22 protein-coding genes and 2 pseudogenes are annotated in these 24,002 nt (G+C 58.0%); 15 read left to right on the top strand and 9 right to left on the bottom strand.

Annotated elements, in window-relative coordinates:
- Positions 1-132 precede the first annotated feature (132 nt).
- The 5 genes and pseudogenes from AC05K6_RS07040 to AC05K6_RS07020 form a co-directional block, all read left to right on the top strand.
- A pseudogene (locus tag AC05K6_RS07040) lies at positions 133-447 on the top strand (transposase); the annotation flags it as partial.
- 50 nt (positions 448-497) lie between these two features.
- Positions 498-608, top strand: a complete 111-nt coding sequence (locus AC05K6_RS07035) for a hypothetical protein (RefSeq protein ID WP_155270010.1) — start codon at positions 498-500, stop codon at positions 606-608.
- A 91-nt stretch (positions 609-699) separates the two neighbouring features.
- A complete protein-coding gene (locus tag AC05K6_RS07030) occupies positions 700-1,326 on the top strand; it encodes an MptD family putative ECF transporter S component (RefSeq protein WP_014307391.1) in 627 nt (208 codons plus the stop codon).
- Positions 1,326-2,072: an energy-coupling factor transporter transmembrane component T gene (locus AC05K6_RS07025; RefSeq protein WP_476728160.1), complete on the top strand. Its 747-nt coding sequence runs from the start codon at positions 1,326-1,328 to the stop codon at positions 2,070-2,072. The genes AC05K6_RS07030 and AC05K6_RS07025 overlap by 1 nt, the downstream gene beginning before the upstream one ends.
- A 14-nt stretch (positions 2,073-2,086) precedes the next feature.
- Positions 2,087-3,547 carry an ABC transporter ATP-binding protein gene (locus tag AC05K6_RS07020; RefSeq protein ID WP_476728159.1) on the top strand — a complete coding sequence of 487 codons (1,461 nt, stop codon included), beginning with the start codon at positions 2,087-2,089 and terminating at the stop codon, positions 3,545-3,547.
- Positions 3,548-3,550: 3 nt separating this feature from the next.
- On the opposite strand, the gene AC05K6_RS07015 is transcribed toward AC05K6_RS07020, so the two are convergent.
- The 5 genes from AC05K6_RS07015 to AC05K6_RS06995 form a co-directional block, all read right to left on the bottom strand.
- Positions 3,551-5,275 carry an ABC transporter ATP-binding protein gene (locus AC05K6_RS07015; protein ID WP_014303363.1) on the bottom strand — a complete coding sequence of 575 codons (1,725 nt, stop codon included), beginning with the start codon at positions 5,273-5,275 and terminating at the stop codon, positions 3,551-3,553.
- The gene (locus AC05K6_RS07010; RefSeq protein ID WP_035008696.1) at positions 5,275-7,041 is read right to left on the bottom strand and encodes an ABC transporter ATP-binding protein; all 1,767 of its coding nucleotides are present in this window, start codon (positions 7,039-7,041) and stop codon (positions 5,275-5,277) included. Before AC05K6_RS07010 ends, AC05K6_RS07015 begins: the two co-directional genes overlap by 1 nt.
- Before the next feature lie 27 nt (positions 7,042-7,068).
- Complete coding sequence (locus tag AC05K6_RS07005; RefSeq protein ID WP_023018093.1) at positions 7,069-7,854, bottom strand: thioesterase II family protein; 786 nt, start codon at positions 7,852-7,854, stop codon at positions 7,069-7,071.
- Positions 7,851-8,888, bottom strand: coding sequence for a glycosyltransferase (locus AC05K6_RS07000; protein WP_257157328.1), 1,038 nt, complete (start codon positions 8,886-8,888; stop codon positions 7,851-7,853). The genes AC05K6_RS07005 and AC05K6_RS07000 overlap by 4 nt, the downstream gene beginning before the upstream one ends.
- A gap of 187 nt (positions 8,889-9,075) precedes the next feature.
- The gene (locus tag AC05K6_RS06995) at positions 9,076-9,705 is read right to left on the bottom strand and encodes a sugar O-acetyltransferase (RefSeq protein WP_014303359.1); all 630 of its coding nucleotides are present in this window, start codon (positions 9,703-9,705) and stop codon (positions 9,076-9,078) included.
- A gap of 411 nt (positions 9,706-10,116) precedes the next feature.
- Here AC05K6_RS06995 and AC05K6_RS06990 point away from each other — a divergent pair, with 411 nt between their 5' ends.
- The 3 genes from AC05K6_RS06990 to AC05K6_RS06980 are packed head-to-tail and all read left to right on the top strand — an operon-like array spanning position 10,117 to position 12,753.
- Positions 10,117-11,181 carry an ATP-binding cassette domain-containing protein gene (locus AC05K6_RS06990; protein ID WP_014303358.1) on the top strand — a complete coding sequence of 355 codons (1,065 nt, stop codon included), beginning with the start codon at positions 10,117-10,119 and terminating at the stop codon, positions 11,179-11,181.
- Positions 11,178-11,939 (top strand): ABC transporter permease, encoded by a 762-nt coding sequence (locus tag AC05K6_RS06985; protein ID WP_014303357.1) that lies wholly within the window; start codon positions 11,178-11,180, stop codon positions 11,937-11,939. The genes AC05K6_RS06990 and AC05K6_RS06985 overlap by 4 nt, the downstream gene beginning before the upstream one ends.
- Positions 11,932-12,753, top strand: a complete 822-nt coding sequence (locus AC05K6_RS06980) for an ABC transporter permease (RefSeq protein WP_014303356.1) — start codon at positions 11,932-11,934, stop codon at positions 12,751-12,753. Before AC05K6_RS06985 ends, AC05K6_RS06980 begins: the two co-directional genes overlap by 8 nt.
- Before the next feature lie 209 nt (positions 12,754-12,962).
- Here AC05K6_RS06980 and AC05K6_RS06975 read toward each other — a convergent pair.
- Together AC05K6_RS06975 and AC05K6_RS06970 are read right to left on the bottom strand one after the other, a co-directional pair.
- Positions 12,963-13,238, bottom strand: a pseudogene (locus tag AC05K6_RS06975) (hypothetical protein); the annotation flags it as partial.
- A gap of 57 nt (positions 13,239-13,295) precedes the next feature.
- The gene (locus AC05K6_RS06970) at positions 13,296-14,504 is read right to left on the bottom strand and encodes an IS110 family RNA-guided transposase (RefSeq protein WP_034991515.1); all 1,209 of its coding nucleotides are present in this window, start codon (positions 14,502-14,504) and stop codon (positions 13,296-13,298) included.
- Positions 14,505-14,751: 247 nt separating this feature from the next.
- Here AC05K6_RS06970 and AC05K6_RS06965 point away from each other — a divergent pair.
- The 4 genes from AC05K6_RS06965 (at position 14,752) to AC05K6_RS06950 (ending at position 18,499) form a co-directional block, all read left to right on the top strand.
- Positions 14,752-15,944 (top strand): IS3 family transposase gene (locus tag AC05K6_RS06965; protein ID WP_476728158.1). Its coding sequence is split into 2 segments (ribosomal slippage): positions 14,752-15,031 and positions 15,031-15,944, totalling 1,194 coding nucleotides; the frame shifts between segments, so codons are not numbered across the junction.
- Positions 15,945-16,345: 401 nt separating this feature from the next.
- Positions 16,346-16,930 (top strand): hypothetical protein, encoded by a 585-nt coding sequence (locus tag AC05K6_RS06960; protein WP_293792344.1) that lies wholly within the window; start codon positions 16,346-16,348, stop codon positions 16,928-16,930.
- 79 nt (positions 16,931-17,009) lie between these two features.
- Entirely contained in the window at positions 17,010-17,681 is a 672-nt protein-coding gene (locus AC05K6_RS06955; RefSeq protein ID WP_476728157.1) for a hypothetical protein, read from the top strand.
- 398 nt (positions 17,682-18,079) lie between these two features.
- Positions 18,080-18,499 carry a hypothetical protein gene (locus AC05K6_RS06950; protein ID WP_034980772.1) on the top strand — a complete coding sequence of 140 codons (420 nt, stop codon included), beginning with the start codon at positions 18,080-18,082 and terminating at the stop codon, positions 18,497-18,499.
- Between the two features lie 142 nt (positions 18,500-18,641).
- Here AC05K6_RS06950 and AC05K6_RS06945 read toward each other — a convergent pair whose 3' ends face one another.
- Positions 18,642-19,298 carry a hypothetical protein gene (locus tag AC05K6_RS06945; RefSeq protein WP_476728156.1) on the bottom strand — a complete coding sequence of 219 codons (657 nt, stop codon included), beginning with the start codon at positions 19,296-19,298 and terminating at the stop codon, positions 18,642-18,644.
- Positions 19,299-19,602: 304 nt separating this feature from the next.
- Between AC05K6_RS06945 and AC05K6_RS06940 the strand changes: the two genes are divergently transcribed.
- The 3 genes from AC05K6_RS06940 (at position 19,603) to AC05K6_RS06930 (ending at position 22,319) form a co-directional block, all read left to right on the top strand.
- Entirely contained in the window at positions 19,603-21,012 is a 1,410-nt protein-coding gene (locus AC05K6_RS06940; protein WP_476728155.1) for a MinD/ParA family ATP-binding protein, read from the top strand.
- A complete protein-coding gene (locus tag AC05K6_RS06935; RefSeq protein WP_476728154.1) occupies positions 20,988-21,659 on the top strand; it encodes a lysozyme family protein in 672 nt (223 codons plus the stop codon). Before AC05K6_RS06940 ends, AC05K6_RS06935 begins: the two co-directional genes overlap by 25 nt.
- Before the next feature lie 393 nt (positions 21,660-22,052).
- The gene (locus AC05K6_RS06930) at positions 22,053-22,319 is read left to right on the top strand and encodes a hypothetical protein (RefSeq protein ID WP_293792331.1); all 267 of its coding nucleotides are present in this window, start codon (positions 22,053-22,055) and stop codon (positions 22,317-22,319) included.
- 117 nt (positions 22,320-22,436) lie between these two features.
- Here the strand turns inward: AC05K6_RS06930 and rpsA are convergent, their stop codons facing one another.
- The gene (rpsA, locus tag AC05K6_RS06925) at positions 22,437-23,903 is read right to left on the bottom strand and encodes a 30S ribosomal protein S1 (RefSeq protein ID WP_034969922.1); all 1,467 of its coding nucleotides are present in this window, start codon (positions 23,901-23,903) and stop codon (positions 22,437-22,439) included.
- Between the last annotated feature and the right edge of the window lie 99 nt (positions 23,904-24,002).

Below are 24,002 nucleotides of genomic sequence, written 5' to 3'. Positions count from 1 at the left end.
AGGCTCCACCAGAGCCTGGGCTACCGCACGCCGGCTGAAGTCGAAACCGAATTTTGGGAACACCACCCCAGTCGAGAAATAATGGAAATCAAGGCACAAGCCTAGGAACAAAACCCGGGACACTTCAGGACTATTTTCCATTCCGATCACGGCAGCGTGTACACCTCACAAGCCTTTAGGAACTACTGCTCGTCGTTAGGTGTGCGCCAGTCCATGGGCGCAGTTGGAACGAGTGCCGATAATGCCCTGGCAGAATCCTATAACGCCACCTTAAAGCGGGAAGTGCTGCGTGATCGGAAAGTCTTTGACAACCCAATTAGCTGTCGTCAAGAGGTCTTCCGGTGGTACATGCGCTACAACACGCGCAGGCGGCACTCCTGGTGCAATCTCGTAGCTCCTGATGTCTTTGAAGCCGAGACTTCGGCTATACTGACCACAGCAGCATAGCTAGCCCCCGATGTGTCCACTTTCCGGGGGTCGGGCCCATTCGTCGAGAAATGTCAGTAGAGATCTCCATACGTGACGTATTCAACCATCCAACGGTCCGAGAATTGTCCGACCTGATCGCCGACATCGTCGGCAGCGACGTAGAAGAAGGCGAAATTTAGAGTTCATGCCACACCTGTTTCACTCACCTGACAAGCCACTTGCCCCCAACCCAGTGCTACGCACAAGCAGCCTAATCTGAAAGGAAACATCATGCCCAGTACTCCCCACACCACCCCGAAAGATGCAAAAGCAGGACGGCTGAACATCACCGACCTGATGAACATCGGCATCTTCTTCGTCATCAACTTGGTAGCCGGCGTGGTCATCGCCTTCATCGGCATCACCCCCATCACCTACGTGATGATCACCAGCGTTCAGGCCCTCATCCTGGGCATCCCGATGATGCTGTTCTTGGCCAAGGTGCACAAGCCCGGCATGGTCTTCATATTCCTTCTTCTCAGCGGCCTCGCCAGCCTGCTGCTTGGTTTAGGCATATGGCCACTGCTGCTCAGCTTGGTCATGGCCGTGTTTGCCGAGTTAATTTTGCGCGCCGGCAAGTATACGAGCGCAATACACAGTGTGATCGCCTATGCCTTTATAGCAGTGTCACCCACCGCATCATATATTCCGCTTTTCTTCACCACTCGGCGCTACATAGAGAGCAGCGGCATGCAGACCAAATATGGTGCTAGTTTCGCGGATGGCCTCACCTCTATTGGCCAGATGACTTGGCTATTCCTCATCATTGTGATAGTAACCTTCGTCTGCGGGATCCTCGGCGGGATCCTCGGCCGGCGCATCTTCACCAAGCACTTCCAGCGAGCAGGAATCGCCTGATGTCGCCCACTTTGCCCGGATCAGGCACGCACACAGCGGGACTCCATCTGGACCCACGCACCACGGTGCTGGTCATCCTCGTGGTGTCCTCGGTGCTCATCTCACCGGCCGGGTCCAGTGGGGCGCTGGGCAGCACCGCCCGGTGGATGCTCATTGCCGTTCCCGGGGCACTTTTCCTCACCTCCGGCATGGTGGCCGCTGCACTGCGATACGCACTCACCTTCGCGGTGCTCGCCGGCTTTCCTGCGGTGGTGGTACAGGCCCTGCCCGAGCGCCACATCATCGTGGACGTGTGCGCTACGTGGTTCGCAGGGCTTTCGCTCATCCTCCCTGGCATCACGTGCTGCTGGTACCTACTACGCACCGTCTCGGCCAGCGAATTCATGGCCGCGATGCAGCGCATGCGGAGCCCCGACGCCCTGACCATCCCCACGTCCATCATGTTCCGGTTCTTCCCGACGATTCTCGAGGAATACCGCGATATCCGCACCGCCATGCAGATGCGTGGCATCTCGGGCCTGCGCAACCCGATCGCTATGCTCGAATACCGCTTTGTGCCACTGTTGGCGTCCGTTGTGAGCATCGGCAACGAGCTGGCTATGTCTGCAGTGACCCGCGGATTGGGCTCGCCTCGCCGACGAACCACGCTGTGCGAGATAGGCTTCCGCGTAGGCGACGCAATAGTCATAAGCGTGCTCGTCGTGTCCCTGATCCTACTACTGGTAAATATAGTGATGCTGCCGTGATAAAGCTGCACGATGTGTCACTATCCTATGGTCAAAACACAGCGGAGCCGGTGCTGCACCACGTAAATCTCACCGTGGCGAAGGGCGAACTAGTTCTAGTGTGTGGCGAATCAGGCTGCGGTAAGTCCAGCCTGCTACGCCTGATAAACGGCGTGGCGCACACGTTCTGCGACGCCCAGATTTCGGGGGAGGTGCTGCTGGACGACGAAGACATCACTCATGCCCACCCACACGACATCGCCGAACGCGTAGGCTCAGTGTTCCAAAACCCCAAGTCGCAATTTTTCACGCTGGAAGTAGCCAGCGAACTCGCCTTTGGCTGCGAAAACCTCGGCGTGGCGCCCAACGAGATTCGACAGCGTATTGGGGAACTTTCCGCAGATTTCGGCATGGTTCATCTCCTCAACCGGCACCTGTTCACACTTTCCGGCGGCCAGAAACAAAAAATAGCATGCGCTTCAGTGGCCGCGATGCACCCACAGGTACTACTACTAGACGAACCATCATCAAATCTCGACCTCGCCGCCGTCGATGAGCTGCGCCGCATCGTCGCGCAGTGGAAGACACAGGGCCGCACCGTCCTGATCGCTGAGCATCGGCTTTCCTACCTAGTTGACATCGTGGACCGAGTGCTGGTTATGCAGGACGGGCAGATCGCTCATGATCTCAGCGGCTCGGAGTTTCGCACCCTAGACAAGGCCGAACTGTACCGCATGGGCTTGCGCTCAGCGCAGCAGGTCCCCGAGGTGACCCGCGAGCCACGCCCTTCAAGTGGCACGATGGTGCTCAAAAAGCTACAGTTCACCTACCCCAAGGCTACAGAGCCATCCCTGAGCATCAGCCACACGGAGTTGCCGCAAGGACAAGTCATCGGCGTGGTAGGACGCAACGGGGCCGGAAAATCTACCTTTGTGCGCGTTCTGACTGGCCTGGAATCTAAGGCCACCGGCGTGGTGGACATCAATAACCGCTCGCTCTCGGGTCCCCGGCAGCGCCTGCGCCAGTCCTATTTAGTAATGCAGGACGTAAACCACCAGCTTTTCGGGGAGAGCGTGGAGTCCGACGTAATCATCGGCACCAGTGGACCGGATGGGAAAAACGAAGCGCGCCTTACCGAGGTGCTTGGTGCACTTGATCTCGCGGACAAGCGGGCCCGGCACCCGATGTCGCTTTCGGGCGGCGAACGCCAGCGCGTGGCCATCGCCTCAGCAGTCCTAAGTGAGCGCGAGGTAATCGTCTTCGATGAACCCACCAGCGGGCTGGACCTGTGCCGCATGCACCGGGTGGCCCACCTGCTAGACGCCCTAGCCCGGCAGGGCAAGACCGTTTTGGTAGTAACCCATGACATGGAGCTGGTGGCGCGGTGCTGCGATCTTCTCCTGCGCGTGGAAAAAGGCCGCCTTACCGCCTGCGAACCGTGCGATGATCTCGCACTGGCGCGCACGGTGCGGTATCTACGCGGCCGCGACAGCTAGTCCCTACAGCTTCCAGCTGGTGGCGTCGCTCTTTTCACCCCAGAAGCTGCGGTAGCGTGGGGAACTCTCCATGAGTTCCTCGTGGTTGCCGATAGACTCCACGGTGCCGGAGGGACTCATCATCACAATCTGGTCCGCGTCGCGGATGGTGTGCAGCCGGTGCGCAATGACGACGATGGTGCGCTCGGCAGAAAGCGTTTTCATACCGCGCATCACAAGGTGCTCATTCTGCACGTCTAGAGAGCTAGTCGCCTCATCAAGCAGCACGATCCGCGCGTCCTTCAGTAGCGCACGAGCGATGGAGACACGCTGACGCTCACCACCGGAGAGATTCTGCCCGCCCTCGCTAATCAGGGTGTCAAACCCCTGCGGCAGCTGCCGGGCAATCTCGGTGACACCGGCCAACTCCGCTGCGCGGAGCACCTCCTCCCGCGTTGCATTGTGGCAGCCCAGGCGGATGTTTTCATACAGTGTGTCCTCGAAGAGGTACACGTATTGGAACACCATAGCCAGCGAATCCAACACCGCCCGGGAGCCAAGATCGCGAATATCCACACCACCGATACGGATGGTCCCCTGGTCAACGTCATAGAAGCGTGCCGCAAGTTTTAGCAAGGTGCTCTTGCCGCAGCCGCTGGGACCCACCAACGCAGTAGTAGTTCCGGGCGCCACGCGGAAACTCACGTCGCGGACCACTGGGGTGTTGGGTTCGTAGCCAAAGCCCACCCCATCGAACTCGATGCCATAGTCGCGTGGCGCCGCCGGAACCGCAGGCTCCGGCAACACCCGCGCATCGAGGATCTTTTGGATCTCATCTAAGGTATTGCGCGCGGATTCCAAGCCCTCGCCGTAGGGTATGCCCGACATAGCAACGCGAGCCAGGATGAACACCAACACAATGACGCCAATGTAGGTGCCTGCTTCTAGCCAGTGGTTGAGAAGTAGCACGGTGGCCAGGGCATCAATGACCACGGTACCGACCATGATGATTAAAGCCAGACGACCCATGATCATCTCACCTGTCTTCTGGGTGTGCTGCTGGGCGCTAAGCTGCTCTCGAATCGAGGCGCGCACGGCGCGCTCCCCCAGCGAATCCGGCCCAGCCATGCGCAGCACCGGCTGCACCTGGGCGAACTCCAGCACCTCCGCGGCGCCGTGCTCGTTGCGCTCGCCCTTCTGGCGCTCTGCCACGCGGTACTGCCGCATTAGGCGGTTATAGGCGAACCACACCACGGCAGCCACTGCAACGGTAACCAGCCCCAGCCGCCAGTCCACGGCGATGAGAAACACGCAAGCCAAACCGGCCGAGGCAGCACCGTGCAGCATGGGCCGCAGCATCATTGCCGGCGCGTTAGCGGCAAACAGCGCACCGCTGGTGGCTACAACACCGATCTGGCCGGCGCGATCTTCTTCAAAATAGCCCAGGGGTAGCTGTGCCGTGCGATCGGCGATAAGCCGGTGGATGCGCAGCACGTAATCATGCCCCAGGTCCTGGGCAATAACCTCAGTGGGCCAGTCTGCGGCGGCGTAGACGAGGACGGAGATAATGATCCAGGGCAACCATGCTGCGGCCTGCGCGGGATCTTCGCTAAACAGCGTGTCCAAAAACAGTGCAATGAGGATAAGGCCAATGGCCAACGCCACCGCGGAAATCCCAATTAGCGTAAGGACCAGCACCAGACGGCGACGATCAGCCGGACTGCCCAGTGAATAGAGCGTGCGGATCATTATTTTTCCTCCCCTTGGATGCCCGCCTGCGCGGTTTGGTAGCGTGCCCACATCGTGGCGTAGCCCTTGCCTGCCGCCACTAACTCTTCGTGAGTGCCTGCTTCGGTGACCTCACCGTTTTCCAGCATGAGGATCCGGTCAGCGCCGGTGATCGTGTGGATCCGGTGTGCGATAACTACTAGCGTGCGCCCGGCCACCAGCTCGGTAATGGCCCGCTGGATCGCGGCCTCGGAGTCCGGATCCGCAAAAGCGGTGGCCTCATCCAACACGAGGATCGGCGCGTCGAGCAAGATGGACCGGGCAATAGCCAGCCGCTGCTGCTCGCCACCGGAAAGCTGCGCGTCCTCTCCCACCACCGAGTCGTAGCCGCGCGGCAGATGGGTAATGCGCTCATGAATCTGGGCGGCGCGGGCGGCGCGAACCACGTCTGCGTCGGTGGCCTCCGGGTGAGCGAGGCGAATGTTATCCCGCACGCTCATCCGCATAAGGTAAGGGTCCTGGAAGACGAACCCTACCCTACGGTAGAGCTGGTCAGATCGGAGATCAGTACTAGGGACGCCACCAATGCGCACCGACCCCTCCGTGGGGTCTAATAGCCGGGGGATGAGCGCGGCTAACGTGGACTTCCCCGAGCCGGAAGGTCCCACCACCGCAGTGATGCTGCCGGCGGTAAGTTTTTGGTTAATGCCGGAAAGCACCGGGGTGTCCGGCACGTAGGAGAAGCTTAAATCTTTCAACTCAATTCCGGCGTTTGCAGGCTCCCTGCCGCCAGCAGCGGGCGGCAATACCGGGATGTTGAAGAACTCGGTGAGATCCGCCGCGGCAGCCTTCGCCTCCGAAAACATGATGTTAGTGCGCGAAAGCATAAGCAGAGGCGCGGCGATGTTGTTGATGAACAAAAACGCTGCCAGCACATCGGCCACTGGTACGCCCGCAGACGTGATGAGCCACGGGCTGGCCGCGGCTACCACCAGCAGGCCAAACCCGGTGGAGGTGAAGATCTTCATCAAAGCGGTGGGGTGTACGGTGGCGTGCAACCACTCGCGATAGAACCCACCAAAACTCCGGGAACGACTAAGGAAAATGCTCTCGTCGTAGCCTTCCGGAACAAACACCTTGATAACCGGGATGCCGCGCACCAACTCTACGACGGCGGCGTCTAGCTGCTTCTGGCTGGACTTAAATTTCTCCGCCTTTTCTTGAAACTCGCGCATCATAAACGGCATGGTGGCCACTGCCAACAGCAGTGGTACCAGGCCCAGCAGGCCTATCCGCCAGTCCACCACGAACATGTATCCCAGGCTCAATAGCGGTACGAGTACACCGGCCGAATAATCGTGCGGCGCGTGGGCGATGAGCTGGTGGATCTTGGTGACGTCGTCTTCGATGTAGGTTTTCACAGTCCCCGAAGGTGTCCGCGTAAACCAAGACAGCGGGAGCCTACCCAGCTTGGTAATCTGCTGCTGGCGTAAGTGCTCGCCCAAAAGGCCGTCGGCCTGGTGGCTTACCTGGAGGCTCTTCACGGTTGCCTGTCCATGTAGGACGGTGGCCACCATGAGCGCCGCGACTAGCAGCCACAGCTTTGACGCATCTATCGGCTCTCCCTGGAAGGACAGCATTACGGTGCGCACCAGCTCAACCAGCACGATTACCGGCACCAGCGACAAAACCGCCGCCAGCACCGCCAATAGCAGCGACACCGTGATCTGCCGGTGGGCAGGTTGAGATATTTGCCTAAATGTAATGGGTGGTTTTTGTTCGGTCATCGGGGCCTCTTTACTTAACAGTCACAATCACGCATTGTTCCGCGCTAACCAGGCAGTGTTCCCAGTAATTCCCGCTAGAAAACCGGCAAGCAGGTCGAGGAACTCGGTTCCAGTATCGAGCGGGAAGAAATGCCCACCCGGCAGGACCTTCAGTTCAAAACTACCGCTGGTAAAATTTTCCCACCGGGAAAGCATCTCTGGGCTGACAGCTGGGTCGCTATCCCCCGCCAATGCCAGCACAGGAGAGCGAAGCACCGTGGTTGCATGGTGAAAGCCCTCGTGTAACACATAATCGCGACGAATGTCAGCGAGCAGCAGCTTCATCACATCATCATTGGCAAGGATCTCAGGTGGTGTGCCACCTACCTTCTCAAACTCCCTGCGCAGCGCACCGAACCCCATTGACGAGTGGTATTCCCCAGGCACGGTTTCTCCGGGCGCCTGCCGTGCGGCCACCACCACGGCTTCCGGTATAGTGGGCCGATGCATCTGCTGCAGGCAGGCAGCAACCTGGTAGGCCAGCGCTGCCCCCATGGAGTGGCCGTACAACGCAATCGGCGCGCCCGCCGCCAGATCTACTATCTCGGTTGCGCACATATCGGCGAGCTTGTCAAAGTCGCTTACCCATTTCTCTCGGCGACGGGTTGCCTTTCCGGGAAGCTCCACCGGCACCACGTCAATGCTTGGGTTGACCCCCACCCATCCACGATAGACGGAAGCGCTGCCTCCTGCGTGATGGAAGCAAAACAAGAGGGTTCCAGTGCGATGTCCGGCCACAAACGGAAAGACTCCCTCGCAGCTGATTTCTGTCATTTTTCGCCTTTCGCTAGGTCGGACTGATTAAGCACGATTTCTACTGCTGCGACGGTACCCGGGTCTGTGGCAAGCAACTCGGGCATCCTGCGGGCTGCGGAGTCGTATGCTCCACTTACCAAATCGGCAATTCCGGCGGCCAGGGACTGGGCACTCAGTTCGCCTCGCTGGGCGTCAATATAGTTCGGCCCGGCACCGTTTCGACAAACTGCGTTGGCATGGAAGTGTTGGTCACCACCGAATGCAACCGCAAGGCACGGCTTGCCGGCGCGCAGGATCGCCCCGGTGGTGCCCAGTGAGCCGTGGCAGATGCCTGCACGGCACCACGGAAGCACAGTCGCGAACGGGACCCGGGCGACGGTGAGGATTCCTTCTCTCACACCAGGCTCATGATCGGGATCGACGATTATCGCCCGCAGACCATGCTCGATGCACGCGTCTCGAGTCCATCGTTGAAGGTCATAAACGCGATCTGAGACCATACTCCCAAAGCTTGCCAGAACCGGGGCCGAGCCGGCAGCCACAAACTCCTCGACTGCTGGGTCTAGGGCGAGTTCACTGTGGTGCGGGTCAAGCCACTCGCCAGTGACGTGAATGTGGTTTTTCCATTCCGGCGCCGGCGGACTCAACGCGGGACTGAATTGGTAGATCGTGGTTGGTGGAGAGGAGAGCGCTCGCTGACGCAGCCCCAACCTACGGCGCCATGCCGCTATCACTGGGCGCATCGCCCAAGCCATCAGAGTATTGGACATCCAGTGGGTGACCAGAGCTCCGACAGAGCCGTCCAGTTTTCGCGGATCCACGAGGCTGTAACGGAGGCAGGGTTCGGTAGGGAAAACCTGCACCCGAACGCTGGGGACTCCGCGTGCAGCCCCTAACAACCGAGCAACTTCACTGAATTGGGTGTACATGACCACGTCAACGCCATCCATGGCATGCTCTAACACATCGAAAACGTGGGCGTCAGATATCATCTCACGGATACCTAAGACAGTGTCCATCATGCCTTTACTATCGCCCAAAAGGCGCTTCATTAACGCCCGGTAATCACCGGGTAACTCGATGTAGTCCACCCCGTTTGCACGAAAACTCCCGCCGAATTCGCTAAACCCAGCCAAAACAAACTGGTGGCCACGATCTCGAAGTGCGACACCAAGGTGCGCAAATGGCAGCATATCACCCTCAGAACCCAGGACGACCGCGAGAACTTTCACAGCCGTCTCAATCCGTAATCCAACTAGGCCACTCAGGAACCCAAGACTCCCCCATGAGCTTATCTTCCGGGCCAATATCACGAATGACTCGGCACGGATTACCGGCTGCGAGTACCATGGGCGGAATATCTCTTGTCACAACACTGCCAGCACCAATTACTGCACCATGCCCAATCGTGACACCCGCAGTTACCGTGCAATTGCCACCAAGCCACACATGGTCTTGTATGGTGATCGCACCCCCGGTACACACCATGTATTGCCGCTCTACGGGGTCTAAGGCGTGATTGCCAGCAAAGAAGGAACACCATGGACCAACCATGACCTCATTGCCAAATGTCACCGGGGCCATATCAAGTACCGTCGTTCCTCGATTGAAGGTCACGCCATCTCCGACCTTGATTTTCGAGCCATATTGGACATGAAATGGCAGGAAAACCATTAAGCGCTCCCCCAGTTCACCAAGCAGGTCTGCCATCACTGCCTGCTTCTCCGCTGTTTGAAGTGGACGAAGCTGGTTGAGATCGTGACACTTCTCCGCCGCCTCCATCATCTCGTAATAGAGATCCGGGTCCTCAATAGGGCGGAAGGGCTGACCGCAGAGAATCTTATCTTCGATTTGCTCTCGAGAATCCATGGATACTCCTTTGTGCTTGAGAGGCGCGAGCCACAATACGAATTACGGTCAGCCACGCGGTTTGACCCTGACTAGTCGGAATACCCAGATTCTTAGCTCACACTTGGTGGCTTACAGGCCTTCGACTTAATTGTCAAGCATGCCATGCCTAATTATGGTATGCTCAACTTTGCAGCAACCTGCAGCGTCGCCGCCGATCAGCCGACCTGTGCAGCCCTCTCCTGCGGGGCGCTGTGCACGACCCGGTGCCGCTAGACATACATCATTTTCTAAGGATTAGTTGGCACTACCCCAGGCGCTTGCTCCGTGGACCACAATCCATCGTTCGCGGGCAATAATCGGTTTTCCTTCTGCGGTAGGAGAATCGGTGCGCCGTCTAATAGACCGTTGACGTATATCCAGGGATGAATCATGAAAGAAAACCCCACCACGGCAACCGCTAGCGGTGACCCCAGCGCCACCGCAGTCCCCTCAACCAGCGCCCACGCAAAAGGCCGCGACCTGGTGCTTGATGTCCAAGATCTGCGATGTAGCCTGGGAAAAGTCAAGAAGCGAACGGAAATCCTGCGCGGTGTGACCCTCGCCATTCCGCGCGGGGGCATCCTCGCCGTCCTAGGCGCCAATGGTGCCGGCAAGACAACCTTGGTCAATGTCCTTTCCACGCTGCTGCCCGCCACGGGCGGAACCGCCATCATCGATGGCCACAACTTAGCCACGGATCCTTCCAAGGTGCGCGCTTCCATCGCGCTGACCGGGCAATACGCCGCAGTGGATGAGGAGCTTACCGGCAAGGAAAACCTCATCTTCTTTGGCCGCCTGGCAGGGCTTAAAGCTAGCGATGCGAAGGCCCGCGCCGCGGAACTTCTTGAGCGCTTCGATCTGGTTGGCGCCGCCGACCGCCTGGTTTCGGCATACTCGGGCGGCATGCGCCGGCGGTTAGATATCGCCGCCTCCCTCACTGTCCCGCCCGCGCTGCTGTTCCTCGACGAGCCGACCACGGGCCTCGACCCCGCCGCGCGCAGCTCCGTGTGGGATACCGTCCGCGGGCTGGCGGCCGACGGCACCTCGATCCTGCTTACTACCCAATACCTGGAAGAAGCTGACCAGCTCGCAGACCGCGTCGCCGTGCTCGCCGGAGGCAAGGTGCTCGACGAAGGCACCCCCGCCGAGCTCAAGGACCGCTATGGCACCACGGTGTGCCTCATCACGATGTCTAGCCCGGACGATGCCGCACGCCTCACCCACACCTTGCAAGAACACCGCATCGACTGCCGCCAAGAGGACACCGTATTGCGCGTCGATGCGCCCGATGGCCACCGCACCCTAGTCCGGGCGCTGGCCTTGTGGGATGGCGACGACACCTCGGTCGCGGACGTCTCCTTGGTTCCGCCCTCCTTGGACGATGTCTACTTCGCTATCGCCGGGTCCGGCGACATCGCGCAGCAGGCTCCCCACACCGGTGGAGGCTCCCAGTGAACGCGCTCGGAGCAGTCGCTGCCTCGTGGCACCGCAATGTCCTGCGCACCGTCCGCAACAAGGCCGTAATGGTTTCCGCCGTGGCAATACCCAGCCTGTTCATGGTCATCTTTTACGCCACCTTCGCCAAGGCTTCGACGGAACTCGGCATCGATTACGCCGCCTTCCTCCTGCCCGCCGGCGTTATTCAGGCGATTGTGTTCGCCGCCGGGGGCTCCTCCTTGGCGATTACGCGTGACGCCGAAAACGGCATCCACGACCGCATCCGCGCCACCGGGACGCCCGCCTGGGCCACGGTCGTCGGCCGGCTGCTGGCAGATCTCACCCGCGCCGCGTGGTCGTGCAGCATCGTCGTCCTCACCACGATCCTGCTCGGTGCCCGCTACGCTGCCGGACCGGGTCGTATTATCCTTACCATCGCCCTTTTCGCCGCCCTCACCATCATCCTCTCCGCGTTTATCGATGGCTCCTGCCTGTTGGCCCCCAAGCCCACCTCGGCGTCCTTGCTCTTCCAAAACCTCGTGCTGGTCATGGTGATGTTCTCCACCGCATTCGTGCCTGCGGATGCGCTGCCCGGCGGCATTGGCCCCATCATCCGGCACGTACCGCTATCTCCCATCTTGGACACCGCCCGCAACCTACTAGGTGGCGCTGCCCTGGGGGCGCGCGGAGTCGAAGCACTGTGCTGGCTCATCGCCATGACCGTCGTTGGCGTATGGGGCTTTATCACCGCTTTCCAGGGGAGGAAACATGACTAACCACACCACCGCCACCGTGTCGCACGACACCACCTGGCTGTCCACTGTCGCCACGCATTTTGGAAGGCACCTGCGCGCCGCCCGCCGCGATAGCGCGGTAATTACCAATACCGTGGCTGGTCCCGTTTTGATGTTCCTGGTCATGCGGTGGCTGTTTGGCGACCTCATGGCGGCCTCGCAAGGCTCTGCCACGCTCGACGCGTTACCGCTTACCATCGCGCTCATCCTTTCCAGCGAACTGATGAATGGCACCTCCGCCGCCGCGCAGATAATTAAGGAACGCCAACGCGGTATCACCACCCGCATCGCGACCACGCGCTACGGCACCAGCCCGGAGATCTTCGGCCGCTGGTGTTTCGATTCCTTACGCAGCCTTATCTCCGGCTGCGCGGTGCTGCTGGCTTCCGTGGCTTCTGGCCTGCGTATTCACACGCTGGCCGGGTTTGGCTGGGTGCTGTTAGTCATCATCTTCGGCGCGGTGGTGGCCGCCTCGCTATCGGCCATGGTGGGCGCGATGTGCGCCACCCCGGAGGCCGCCATTGGCCCGGCCCCCATCATCATGGCGGCCATGGCACTTAACGGCGGCCTCGTGCCCGTGGAGCAATTCGCTGGTGTGGTTCAACCCATCGCCCGGTGGAATCCGCTTACCTTCGCCGCCCGCGCCGGCGCCGCCATCGACGGCACGCCAAGCGCCGAAATCCTTGCCACCGGCCAGCCCGGCACCGCAGTCTGGGCTTTCGTGGCCTGGATGGTAGCACTCACCGTAGTGCTGCTAGCCGCCGCAGCTGCGTTCCGCCGCCCCACCATGTCGTAAATAGCGCCGGTTAGCGCGACAGTGCTACTTGTCGCGCGGCGGCGTCCCCGGCGGCGCGGTAGCGCTACTTGCCGCGCAGGGCGCGCCGCCGCGATAAAGAGCTGCGAATCTTTACCCGCGGCCGCGCTAAGGCGGGTAGTGTCGCCGCCGGTTACCGGCAACCAGGCGGCCTCGCCCGGGGCTAGCTCCAGGTCGTTTACCGTGACCACACCAGAAGTAGCCAGGACGATGGCCGGTCCGGGAAGCTGCGTGGAAACCGTGGTGCCGACGGGCAAATCGTAGCGGGTCACCGCAAACTCCTGCACCGGCAGCGGGTACTCTACTACCGTCGCGGTGTTGGGCGCGGCATCGGCAACAGCGGCGCTCTCCGCGCCCGCACCGTCGCCCAGGGAGGTGTTCCTATATAGTTTGTCAATTCCGTGGGTGAGTTTGTTGGGGGGTGTGAAGGGTTTCTGCTTTTCCTTGTGGATGTTGTTTTCGGGCACGGTGAGGAGCCGATTGGGCTTGCTGTGCAATCGGCTTGAGGTGAGGGTCTGTTGGTTCTAGGCTGCTGCGGCCTCCTGGACTGTGGAGATGTCTCGGTAGAGCTCGCCGTTTCGCATCATGGCGAAGAGAACGTTGAGGCGCCGGCGTGCGAGTGCGACGACTGCGGCGTTGTGTCTTTTGCCTTCTTTGCGTTTTCGTTCATAGAATTGCCGGGAACGCTCGTGGAATCTGATCGATGCAAAAGACGATTGCCATAGGGCGTTCTTTAATTTTTTGTTGCCAGCCCGGTTAGGCGAATTCGACATGATAGACGTTCCTGACTGATTCGTCCGCGGTGATAGCCCTGCATAGGATGCTAGGTGCGCTGCATCGGGGAAGTCGGACATATCGCCAACAGTCATGAGGATCTGCGCTGCGCTACGCGGGCCGATACCAGGCATGGATAAAAGAATCTCGGTCTGCGGAATGTCCTGAATCAGCTTGAGTACCTGCGCTTCGATTTCTTTACGATGCTCGAGTTTGGTTAGTGCATCTGTGGCGGACATTGCTACGCCAAGTTCGGCGTATTCTGCGCCGGCAATGGATACGGTCTGTTCGTGGATGGCAGCAAGCATGGCATCGATGACAGGCTCAGGATTGCGTGCCCTGTGTTTGCGTGCAAAGGCTTTCAGGCGTGTTCTACCGATGCGTCGAATCTTGGTGGGGCCACCGTATTTTGCAAGTAGGTGGAGGATCCACTTTCGGTGAATCATCTGTCCGCGCAGGACATGTTCGAATGCAGGATAGGTTCCTACGAGCGCGGATCGCATCTGGTTAATCAGGCGTGTGTAGGCCCGGGCGAGGTCTTCGTCGATACCGTTGAGAACTTTCAGCTGGATAAAGACGTCCTCAACGCGGTCGACACTGCGCAAGGAATCTGGAAGGTTAAGACCGGCATGGGCGATAACGTAGGCGTCGCGTACATCGGTCTTGGAGTTGCCGACGTGGATGCGAGAAAGCTGTCGCATCGCAAGTCCTGGTAGATAGCGAACGTCGACGCCCATGTCTTGGGCGACTGCGACGGTTAACCGGCCGATGTTGTTGGGTTGATCGACAATGACAAGGACCGAGGCGTCGTCAGCGAGGAATTGGCCAAAGAGCTTGCGTAGCGAGCCTTCATGCTGGTTGATGCGTTTGGACAGGACTTGCCTGCCTTGGGGATCGAGGACGCAGGCGTGGTGGAAGTATTTGCCGACGTCCACGCCAATGACGAAGTCATAGGCCATGGGTGTATGCCTCCTAGCGATGAATTAGAAGTTGGATTATTTGAGCTTCATCGCTGGGTTGGTCGGACATACTTCACGCTGGCATCCACATTACTGTGAGACCTCATACCACCTGGGCTGGGTCAGGTTCCTATTAGCAGTCTGGAGTATGTCACTGTCTTCGGCGGCATCACCCGGACCTGACCCCCATGTGGTGGACACCTGATATCCAGCCCAGTCGAGCTGGGAAGAAAGGTAATCTACCACCATGTCCAGGTACTCCGAACAGTTCAAACGCGATGCCGTAGCCCTCTATGAGAACAACGAGGATCTCTCGCTGAACTCAGCATCAGCTGAGCTCGGTATCAACCGTGCCTCGCTACATTCTTGGGTCAAAAAGTACGGCACTGGCAAACGTGCCCGCACGAAGGCCGTGCACGATCAAGCCCAAGCGGCGAATGATTCTGCGCGAATCCGTCAGCTGGAAAAAGAAGTCTCTAAGCTGCGCGAAGAACGCGACATCCTGCGTAAGGCCGCGAAATATTTTGCCGAAGAGACTCACTGGTGATCCGCTTCCAGTTTGTCGATGACCACCGAACCGAGTACTCGGTTAAGCGGATGTGCGATGTGTTAAAGCTGAATCGTTCCTCGTTTTACAAGTGGGTGAGCACCCGTAAAAAACGCAGGTTAAAGATGTATTCTGATGCCGTTATTGGTGCAAGAATCAAGACCATCTTCGATGATGAGCACGGGCTTTATGATGCTAAACGCATCGCCGCAAGCCTCAAGGAGGACACGACGTATACCCCGATCAATCACAAGAAAGTTGCACGCATCATGAAATCCATGGGGTTAAAAGGCTTTAGCAAACGGCGTCGATGCATTACTACCAGGCGTAAGCCTGGTCACCGTGTCATGCCAGATCTAGTAGGCCGCAAGTTCACAGCTGGCGAGCCAAATCGTGTGTATGTCGGTGACATTACTTACCTGCCGTGTAGGGGAGGCAAAAACATGTACCTTGCCACAGTCATTGACACGTATTCACGTAAACTTGCAGGTTATGCACTCGCAGACCACATGCGGGTCTCACTGGTCATCGATGCTCTAGCCCACGCACACGGCGTGCGCGGCAGTCTTGACGGGACTATTTTCCATTCCGATCACGGCAGCGTGTACACCTCACAAGCCTTTAGGAACTACTGCTCGTCGTTAGGTGTGCGCCAGTCCATGGGCGCGATTGGAACGAGTGCCGATAATGCCCTGGCAGAATCCTATAACGCCACCTTAAAACGTGAAGTGCTACGTGATCGGAAAGTCTTTGACAACCCAATTAGCTGTCGTCAAGAGGTCTTCCGGTGGTGCATGCGCTACAACACGCGCCGGCGGCACTCCTGGTGCAATCTCGTAGCTCCTGATGTCTTTGAAGCCGAGACTTCGGCTATACTGACCACAGCAGCATAGCTAGCCCCCGATGTGTCCACTTTCCGGGGGTCGGGCCCAGTCCCACCCTGGGTGCCTACAACGCCCAAGACTCACTAGGACTTACCCCACGTTTAGCCTCCGCACAAGGGTATGTCGACCAAGCAGCATTCTGGGTGGATATTCTCGGGCTCGTAGGCTCCGTTGCTCACAAGAAACCTCACGCCACCGATCCTGGTTGATGGTGCGACAGTACTTTCAAGCCGATAGGAGGCAGGATACGATGTCGGACAGAATCGTCCTGACCTCCAATACACCCTAAACAATCAAAGATATTTCGTAGAATGGGATCGCTTTCCCTCTGCTCGTAGATTAGGGCACGAATCACGAATAGCGATGAACGATCCACTTGGCAATATCACCCTCATTCAAGGCGGATAGATTTGACTTTTGAAATTGCATATAACCAACCCACGGCATTTTTTTGGCAAGGTGTAGATACCGCCATCGAAACGGTCAAAAGTGACTTTGATCCCTTTTTTCTCAACTTCGATGAAATTGAGAAGCCTACTGAGCCATTTTCAAATCTCGATCGAGTTTGGATTTTCCAGGAACGGAACGGCGTAACTGCAGTTAGCTATTCACTTGACGAGTCGGATCGTCTATTTCAACTCTTAATTCACACCTGGAAAGATCTCGAACGTCCACCACTGGGAATGGCAATTACGAAGACCGAAGCATCCCAACAATGGGTACTCATTACCTACTCGAACGAGTTAGATATGATGACACGCTCCTACCGGCAACAATGGCTTGGAAAAAAGACCGCTGAGGATTCCATGGCATCCGATTTTCCAATGAGGACACAGGAGATGAACGAGCAGCGAATCTTAGATTACCTCGAAGAAAACGGACTTGACGTCACCATGGCTTCAGCTCCACCAAGCAATGCGAGATATTTCCTCGTCACGAACCGAGAGCTAACGCTAGAAGAATGGGAACAATACTATTCTCAAATGGGAAACTGAATCTCCCAACGCCATAACTCATACCTCTTCTACGCAAGTGGTACCTCCGCAACACAATCGCGAAATGAGATAGAACATAATGAGTACGGAACGAATTATCATCCACCTCCCCACCGCTCCAACTGAGCGGGAGGATATTTATAACCTCGTCATTTCCGCCGGTCGCGCAGACAAACACACTTCGGCGCATACACTTCAGCTCCATCAGCATCTCACCAATATATTGTCACCCCACAAGATCTCCGTGGAACTCACCGGTGCAGAATGCATCGCCATCAAAGACAACAACGAGCACATCCCCCAACTACTCCAGCTCATCAGCCCCGTCCTTTCCTACTTCACCACGCTGACCATCCTCGAGAACAATCAACTGGTATGGACCTTCGGTGACGAAAACTCACACTTCACCACCGAAACCTCACAGCTCTACGCCCCGTGGGCTAGTCTTCGCAGCATTCCTTCTTGGATCGACCACGTCACCGCCAATGCCCGTTCATTAGCAAGCCGCAATATCGGAACCGATCCGCGGGACTTCCTGATCATTAGCGACAACACCAAAGATCAGCACTATATCCAGTGCTACTTCAGCCCAGCCGACAACAACTACCGTGTAGAGATGCGCCTCGGCGATGCTCAGCACCATTTTTGGCGCATAAGGAACGACGCCCGGAGTCTCATCCGAGAACTGTCCACCTGGATGACTTCCACTGACCACTCCACCACAGACTGGAGCAAACTTGATATCTCATAGCATGCATCCCACATAGTGCACATAGCGCCGAAAGATCTAAGTAGGCCACCACCACCGACGGGACAATTTGGGTTGATGGGATCGTCTGCCCATACAAAGGCAATTCAGAACTCAGCTGATCCCCTCCAACGGCAAACTAACAAACTAGCTGCAGCAATGAAGCCAGGTGAGCAGGGTAGAATAGCCATTTCCATGGGGCGCGGAAGGGACGCTGAGGGAGTACTACATACCCCGTAGTCAGATCGAGTGAGCCTACTCGTGTTGACGGTACCGCAAGATTGCGTCGAGTCCCACAGACTATTCTGGACAATGATCCAGAATTCGCAAACGTCAAGCTGGGTGTAACTCCATCTGTAGAAGGAGGCCCATCTAGCCCCACATCAGGTAAGTAAGAAAAATTGACAGCATTCTCCAACTACCACCAGAAATTTGACCCAATAATTGATAGAACTCTGGGTTTGAAGAACAAATCATCGATATTAGACGTATTGGCTAAAACATTCCTCGAGGTGTCAGCACCATTCCTTGGAAATATCCCCCCAAAACTCCTTGAAGGGCTGCAGAATGCCGACTATTTTCAAATTAACGAACTAGCGGAGCATTGGCTTGAGATAACCGACGAAAAAACCTATGAAGCACAAATAAATCTAGACCCCCACGATTTAATTATCGATTACGGAAAAATATCTTCTCTCGCAGAGGCTGCCTGTTGTATAGATCCGTCTAATTTAGACGAAGAAAATTTGTTCTACTTCCTAGTGAGCCTAAGCTCAGTGGTTGTTGATCCGCAAGAGACCATGTCTAAACATATTCGATGAATCCCTAGGGTGCGTAGCGACGTTCCATGCGGAGTGCGTTGGGGCGTCGAACATAAAACGGAATACCTTCAAGGCATGGTTCAATCCTTCCCTAGCAGAGGTAGGAAATAAACCCAGGACTCTTCACAGTGTGTAGGAGTCCTCAACTACCGAAAACCCTCGACAGCAAACGGTGATACATCGACACGTCCTCCGGGTTCGTCGATGGAACAATCCGCGATCTGCTCGTCGAATGAGCGTCTACACTTGGCAGAACAACCGTATCTTGCGGCAAATCCAGAGCAGCTGCCCCCACCTTGACAACAGTCACCTTATTGGACTGTGCCAGCTCCGTCAGGTGGTGACCCGGCTGGTACAGCCACCCATGCTGTTCATGGTGTCTATCAGCCACCAACAGCACATGATCCGCCATAGCTGTGCCCGCGGCAATGGTCTCCCCGGCACATGTATAAGGCAAGTTCACCACAACAATTGGCCACCTGTGCTGGGCACGACTAACCACAGTATCTAGCACATCAGCAGCCATCTGCCCCTGAGTACCTTGCGAAGCCGTCAACAGCGGAACTGCCCCGGAGTTATCCGCAAAGTTCTCCATTTTCTTGCGGGTCAGATCCAGCGGTTCCGTCGCCGCTAGCCCAAGAACATCTCCCGCTGCCCACGCACCCAACGGTCCTCGCATTGGCTGAGCTTGCACATCTGCGTCCAGAACTACCATCGGTAGTTCAGAAACCTCTTCGGCAATCATGGAAACCAAAGCGGTCACAGGCGAAGTCAGCATACGGTTGTCAATGGAAGCCACCGCAATAACCATCGGCCTAGATGTGTCAACTAAAGAAGACCTCCGCGCCTGTGCAACCCGCGAAGCCCACACTGCCCTGCCGAAAACGCTACGCCCCGAGACCAGCGAGCCCGAACCTCCACTTCGTGCAGCGTTAGCTACCTTTGGGGAATTCATCTAGCGATCTCTTCCATTCTGCCTAGAGCAAATCAAACACATCTGTGGGGGACACACAGCACAAATTGCACAACACACATTAGTATAGGACGGGTTATACGTAGAGAAGTTGTCGGTAACAAAGAGTGAAGTACACGAGGAGTGCGTAGTGTCAACCAACCAGCCATCCCACGAAGGACTGCCCTCTTGGCTCCAGTTCACTGGTGATGGTGCGCCAGCACAACCAGCCACCCCACCACAACAACCTTCTCAGCCCCAAGAGCCGCCCGCTGCAGAGTCTCCTACTTCCTCCCCTTCTTCCAATGAAGGTCAGCAGCAAGTCCCTGCGGCGCCTCAGCAAGCTCACGAATCCAAGCCTCAGGAAGGTCACCAAACCAACCAGGTGACTACTGATTCCCCTGAGTATCCTCAGCCTCCTCAAGGAACAGCCCATCAAGGCACTGCCCCGCAAGGCTCTCCCGCTTCATCTGAAGCTCCTCAGCAGGCCCAGGCACAGCAGGTACAGTCGCCGCAGGCCCAGCCACAGCAAACTCAGCCACAGCAAGCCCACCCGCATCAGGCCCAGCCACAGCAAGCCCCGTTAAATCACGGTAAGCACCATGTACCGTCCGAATATGACCTAAAGCCACCGCCGGCATTGGACCAGACAAACCTTGTCAATGCTGTCAAGAAGGCACCGCGCAGTGGATGGCGCAAAATGCTTTACAACGTCACCGGTGGACACTGGAACGTCGGCGACTCCCAGCAAGATCTTGAACACGATCAGCTTCTGGAGAAAATCCGCCGACCGCTGCGCGGCGACTACCGCATTGCCGTGATGTCGCTCAAGGGTGGCGTGGGCAAAACCACCACCACCGTGGCATTGGGTGGCGTTTTCTCTTCCATCCGACACGACCGCGTCATCGCCATAGATGCCAACCCGGACCTCGGCACCCTAGCACAGCGTGTGGCTGCCCCCGGTCCGGCAACGATCCGCGACCTCCTCAACGCAGAAGACACGTCAAAGTACGCCTCCATACGCCAGTTCACTACCCAGGCCAAGTCTCGCTTGGAAGTTATCGGCTCGGAGCGCGATCCCGCCGTGTCCGAATCCTTCAGTGATGAGGACTACCGCCACGCGGTCGACATTCTGCAGCACCACTACAATGTGATGCTCACTGACTGCGGAACAGGGCTGATGCACTCGGCAATGTCCGGTGTGTTGGAGCTGGCCAATTCCTTGGTGCTCGTCACCTCTCCTGCCCTTGATGGCGCTCAATCAGCCTCCGCCACTTTGGACTGGCTCAATCTGCACGGCTACGAACAACTCGCAGCAAACTCTGTGGTGGTCGTCTCTGCGGCCCACCCTGAAAATGCGACGATTGATATGGACCAGTTGATTGCACACTTCCGTAGCCGCACCCGCGCAGTGCACGTCATTCCATTCGACCGCCACCTCTCTGAGGGCGCAACGGTTGATCTTGACCGCATCAGCAAGGAAACCAAGCAGGCCTACATGGAACTAGCAGCAATTGTTGCGGAGGACTTTGATTCGTGGCACCGTCACGCAGCTTCGTAGGCCGAGGGGTGGCCGCGCTGGGCGTCGGGTTCCTTGCTTTTACAACCCTTTCCAGCTGCGCCGATCGCCTAGAACCACCTGTGCCGGAACAACACGCCCAAGTGGATACCATGAAGCAGTGGGCTACCGAGCGCGCAAAGCCCTACCGCATCCCCGAGCGCGCGCTGCAGGCATACGCATACGCTGCCTACAACGTGGAACAGGAACAAGGCTGCGCCGTCGGCTGGCAAACGCTAGCTGCTTTGGGTGATGTGCTGACCCAACATGGGCAAATAAACTCCACCACCATCGACGAAGACGGCGTGACCTCCAAACCCATACGCGCCGTTGCGCCTGCCGCCGGCGGCAAGAACTCCGTGCCCGATACAGACGGAGGAGACATCGACGGCGATTCCACTAAGGACATCCCGGTAGGACCAATGCAACTCATGCCTTCGCGCTGGGAACAATATGGCACTGCCGCTGAACCTGGCAACGCACCAAATCCGGACAACATCGACGACGCCGCCCTGACCACCGCGAAAATCACTTGTAGCGCGGGAGACCTCACAAGCCCAGAAGGATGGACCACAGCAGTCTCGGAATTCAACCCCAGCCCAGTGTTCTTGAAAGCTGTGCACCAAAAGGCCAAGGAGTATTCACGCTAATGAGGAAAACTCACACTGCAAGCGCACTGCTCTTGATTTCGCTTACAGGCACGCTAGCTGCATGCGAATCGCCGGGTCATGCCAAAGAGCAGACTGTGAATGACGAAGTACCACCACTGGGCAAAGTACCTGAGCTACCTGAAGAGGTGACGGCACCGAGCACCAAGTCTGAAACTCCCAAGCCGGCTCCCCCGCCGGCCCCAGCTGCGGAGCCAGAGACGGTAACAGAAACTGCCCCGCCTCCTTCTAAGCCTCCTGCGAAGCCAGCACCCAAGGCTCCAAAGGCACCAGCACCCAGGCCGCCTGCGAATGATTCACCAGAGATCCGTATCCAACTCCCACCAGAGCTGAAGCCATACCTTTAAGGCAGACGCCAAGCTGAAAGGAGCCCCCATGTCTATCCAACAGCACGACGTAGGACAGAGCGCCCCTGCGGCTTCTCCCTCGTCGTCTACCGCCACGCCAGCAAAGAAGGACCATCGCGCTGCCGTGCAGGCGCACAAGCTGCGCATGGATATCGCGGGCAAAGCTATCCGGCATGGTGAAAATCAGCCGAGTGTGACACCGCGAACCGTCAAAATCCTGATGGGCTCGACAATTATCGCAGCCATCATGCTTGTGGTTACGATCGGCGCCGCCACTGTCATTCAGATGCTGTAGCCAAAAGCGCACCTACGAAAAACAAAAAGGCACCCACCGAAGTGGATGCCTTTAAGCGTTCCTAGCGCGCGGACCTAGCTGGTTAAATAGCGGTCCCTGCTAGCGGTGTCGAGTGGTTTACTCGCCGCCGGCCAGCTTCTCGCGCAGAGCAGCCAGCTGCTCGTCGGAAGCCAGGGTGCCTGCGTCCTGAGCCGGTGCCTCAGAGGAAGCCGGTGCGGACTCGGTCTGAGTCTCAGAGGAGTAGCCACCCTCGCCGTTGGCAGCGGCCTCGGCAGCTGCGGCGCGGTTGCGCTCGATCTGGGCGGTGTGCAGGCGGTGGCGACGCTCGGACTCTGCGTAGCGAGCCTCCCATGCCTGACGCTGCTCGTCGTAGCCCTCGAGCCACTCGTTGGTCTCCGGGTCGAAGCCCTCCGGGAAGATGTAGTTGCCCTGCTCGTCGTAGGAGTCAGCCATGCCGTACTTGGACGGGTCGAACTCCTCGGTGTAGTCCTCATCAGCCTGCTTCAGGGACAGGGAGATGCGGCGACGCTCCAGGTCGATGTCGATGACCTTGACCATTGCGTCCTGGCCAACGCCTACAACCTGATCCGGAACCTCGACGTGGCGCTCGGCCAGCTCGGAGATGTGAACCAGGCCCTCGATGCCCTCTTCGACGCGGACGAATGCGCCGAACGGAACCAGCTTGGTGACCTTGCCCGGCACGATCTGGCCGATAGCGTGGGTGCGTGCAAATACGCGCCACGGGTCTTCCTGGGTTGCCTTCAGGGACAGGGACACGCGCTCGCGGTCCAGATCCACATCCAGAACCTCGACGGTGACCTCGTCGCCGACTGCGACAACCTCGGACGGGTGGTCAATGTGCTTCCAGGACAGCTGGGAGACGTGAACCAGGCCGTCGACACCGCCGAGATCGACGAAGGCGCCGAAGTTGACGATGGAGGAGACAACACCCTTGCGGACCTGACCCTTCTGCAGCTGGTGCAGGAACTCGGAGCGAACCTCGGACTGGGTCTGCTCGAGCCATGCGCGGCGGGACAGCACAACGTTGTTGCGGTGCTTGTCCAGCTCGATGATCTTGGCCTCGATCTCCTGGCCGATGTAGGGCTGCAGGTCGCGAACACGACGCATCTCCACCAGGGAGGCGGGCAGGAAGCCGCGCAGGCCGATGTCCAGGATCAGGCCGCCCTTGACGACCTCGATGACGGTACCGGTGACCGGCTCCTCGTTCTTCTTGAGCTCCTCGATCGTGCCCCAAGCGCGCTCGTACTGTGCACGCTTCTTGGACAGGATCAGGCGGCCTTCCTTGTCTTCCTTGGTGAGAACCAGAGCGTCGATCTCGTCGCCGACCTCAACAACCTCACCCGGGTCAACGTCGTGCTTGATCGACAGCTCGCGGGAAGGGATGACACCCTCCGTCTTGTATCCGATGTCCAGCAGGACCTCGTCGTGATCGACCTTGACGACGGTGCCCTCGACAATGTCACCATCGTTGAAGTACTTGATGGTGGAGTCGACGGCAGCGAGGAAATCCTCAGCAGAGCCAATGTCGTTAATGGCTACCTGAGGGACGTTGTTGGTGGGCATATGTTGAATGTCTTTCGGAACGAATAGAAATAGAAGATGGACAGTTACTCTAGTTCTGCAAACCCTTCTTTTTCGACGCCCCCACCAGCGTCAATTACC

Source organism: Corynebacterium sp. TUM25020 (genome assembly GCF_056388495.1).
Note: the sequence above shows the minus strand (reverse complement) of the source record. Positions and strands in the feature narration are given on the sequence as shown.